Here is a 2,362-nt window from a genome sequence, read left to right as displayed (position 1 = left end):
CTGCAACGGCGCGGGCTCCATCGCCTTCGATGTGCGTGTTCTGGCTGTTGGGGTTGAATGGATCCACTGTCTGCAAAAGCGTATTCGAGTGGTTCGCCTCTCCGGCCGCCAGAGTGACGCTATCGTAGTGGTTCAAGTAATCGGCTGAACAACCCGACATAAATACGGCAGCCAAAATCGCTGCCTTAAGAAAAAAGCGCATTAATTATCCCCCCATCTTTGGGGAATATGCACGCTTTCTAATTTGTTGTCGAATCTCGGCGTGAGCGTTTGATCGCAGCTTGAATCGTCCGTGGTCGCGAATCTTGATTGCCAAAGGCTATGGATTACATGTTAACTCCCCCGTTTTTCGGGACGGGGGGAGGCAAATGCCGTCAGCTTATCATATCGTTCACTACAGACACTTCGTTGTAACCAACCACGAGGGTAAGAGACTTGAGCATCTGTGCCGGTCTGTCTTGGATCAACAGAATCCGCAGGGCGCGTCTTTGTGGGAACGGGTTGTAGACCGTGTCCAAACGCTGGATACCGATGGCGCGCGACAGCTCGTTCTAAATAAAGTCGCTGATCTTTCTAGCGCGGTGTTTGGCGAGGTTTGTCTTGTCGATACAAAGGGGCTTCAGGCACTGTTGCAGTCTCAACGCTCCACTGTGGAGCTTTCCGACAAGACTAAAGCAGAGGTTTTCAACCTAGACGAAAGGGTGGCTCCTGCCGGTTCCCAGTTTCTGAGGGGAATGGCCTATTGGCTTGCTGTCGGCGATCACCTTTTCTTCGTGAAAACGAGCGGAATGACGTCCGATTTGCTGCGGGGGCATTTCGAATGGCTAATTAAAAGTCATCCGAATGGGTTGGCACCCGGGGGGAGTTTCACTTTGCAATCGGAATTCGACCGATCTCAAATATCGGGTGATATCGGCGACATCAGGAACCTCCGGGTTAAGGGTAGCACGGTCCCAAGCTTTAGAGTTGACACTATCGATGCTCCGCCGGAAGGCTCAGTCATCCGCCGAACGCTTCGGTCTGTCGGGGATCGGTTTGTGCAATTCCAACAAGCCCTACCTATCGTGGAAGCCCTTTTAGGACCCGCCAAAACTGAGTCCCTCGTGGCCAGTCTCGGCCCAGATGAGTATCTAACGGTTGACGCCTCGGTCAAGGTTCGGGGCAAGAGGACCGAGGAATCGAAAGCCAATTTGAAAAAGCTGGCAAACGATTTGGCTGACATAACCGACGGGACGGTTCAGGTCGAAGGTCGGGATGGGAAGCTCTCTGACGGTGATGCGATCCTACGAACGAACATGCCCTTCGACCTTCCTCACGTCGGTTCGAACCTCTTGGATTTTAATAATGTGTCCGATCAGCTCCAGGAGGTGTATTCACGGTTTGTTCGTGATGGTAAGATAGTGGCATGACGTTCAGGCTGCTAACGCTCATAGCTGTCGGCCTTGCGGCCGGATTAGCCGCTTGGCGGGTAGACCTTCAAGACTTGTTTCTTGGTTTTCAGCCTACCACAGTAGCGCTCTCGATAATGGCTGCTGCCGTGCTCGTGCGCCTTAATCGAGGTATGCCTACCCTCGACTGGAAGAGCCTCGAACCCAAAGGGCGAAAGAACCTGACCGCAAAGATTGTAAAGCTCCAGCAGGAGTACCTGTCAATCTTACTTATCAACGTGGTGTTGGTCGGCGTACTCATTTACCTCGTCGTTGTGACTCCACCGGTAGTCGCTCTTTGGCCGGAAAAAGTGCGTCGCCTCATGTCGGGCTTATTGGCCGGTGGCATGGTGTTGGCCCTTGCGCGAATGGGGCTCGTGGTCTGGCGGGATTACGACATCGTCAGATTACAGAAGGTCTTGATTGACGGATCCGCAGACAAAGAGTTCCAAGCGACGCAAGAGGAGGCAGCGGAAAAGCGGTTGTCAGCGATGAAGGGCTTGCGGCAAGTAGATGGACCTCCCGTCGTTGAATGGGACGCGTCTTCAACGGAAGGGCGATAGCCCGGCAACCAACCGATCCGCCGCTCGTTTGACCTATGCTGGTTGATCCCAGCTACTACAGACCTGCCCGCTGCCGCGAGGTGGCGGGCTTTTTTGTCGAGCGATTGACACGCTGGCCGGTCGAAGGCAAAGAGTGACACATTGCGGATTGGCAAAGGGGAATGTCGATGAAGAAGACCTATCAGAAGCCCGTTTTCACGAAACGTCAGCGGCTGTCGTCGGTAACGGCTTCGCCCAGCTCGTCTACGGTTTCTTCCGGAACCTAATCAAGAAAATGACAGTTTTGGAAAGCCCGCTCCCCAAAAGGTGGCGGGCTTTTCGTTTGAAAGCGGTAGCGTCCCCGCTGCCGGTCGAGGTCACCAAGCCTTGGCC

Annotated in this window: 3 protein-coding genes and 1 pseudogene; 3 read left to right on the top strand and 1 reads right to left on the bottom strand. The window is 54.1% G+C overall.

Annotated elements, in window-relative coordinates:
* A pseudogene (locus EOB49_RS28665) lies at positions 1-202 on the bottom strand (calcium-binding protein); the annotation flags it as partial.
* A 166-nt stretch (positions 203-368) separates the two neighbouring features.
* Between EOB49_RS28665 and EOB49_RS28660 the strand changes: the two are divergent.
* The 3 genes from EOB49_RS28660 to EOB49_RS37005 all read left to right on the top strand — a co-directional run.
* Positions 369-1,409: a hypothetical protein gene (locus EOB49_RS28660; protein ID WP_127382954.1), complete on the top strand. Its 1,041-nt coding sequence runs from the start codon at positions 369-371 to the stop codon at positions 1,407-1,409.
* A complete protein-coding gene (locus EOB49_RS28655; protein ID WP_127382953.1) occupies positions 1,406-1,990 on the top strand; it encodes a hypothetical protein in 585 nt (194 codons plus the stop codon). The genes EOB49_RS28660 and EOB49_RS28655 overlap by 4 nt, the downstream gene beginning before the upstream one ends.
* 148 nt (positions 1,991-2,138) lie before the next feature.
* Positions 2,139-2,362: hypothetical protein (locus tag EOB49_RS37005; protein ID WP_206526150.1), on the top strand; the 224-nt coding region annotated here is incomplete at its 3' end.

Origin of the sequence: Mesorhizobium sp. M7A.F.Ca.MR.148.00.0.0, assembly GCF_003997735.1 — a bacterium.
GTDB lineage: Bacteria > Pseudomonadota > Alphaproteobacteria > Rhizobiales > Rhizobiaceae > Mesorhizobium.
The sequence above is the reverse complement of the archived record's forward strand: the minus strand, read 5'-3'. Positions and strand labels throughout refer to the sequence as shown.

Excerpts from the sequence above, each read along its gene's own strand:
- EOB49_RS28660 (WP_127382954.1), top strand. The coding sequence starts at position 369 with ATGCCGTCAGCTTATCATATCGTTCACTACAGACACTTCGTTGTAACC.
- EOB49_RS28655 (WP_127382953.1), top strand. The coding sequence starts at position 1,406 with ATGACGTTCAGGCTGCTAACGCTCATAGCTGTCGGCCTTGCGGCCGGA.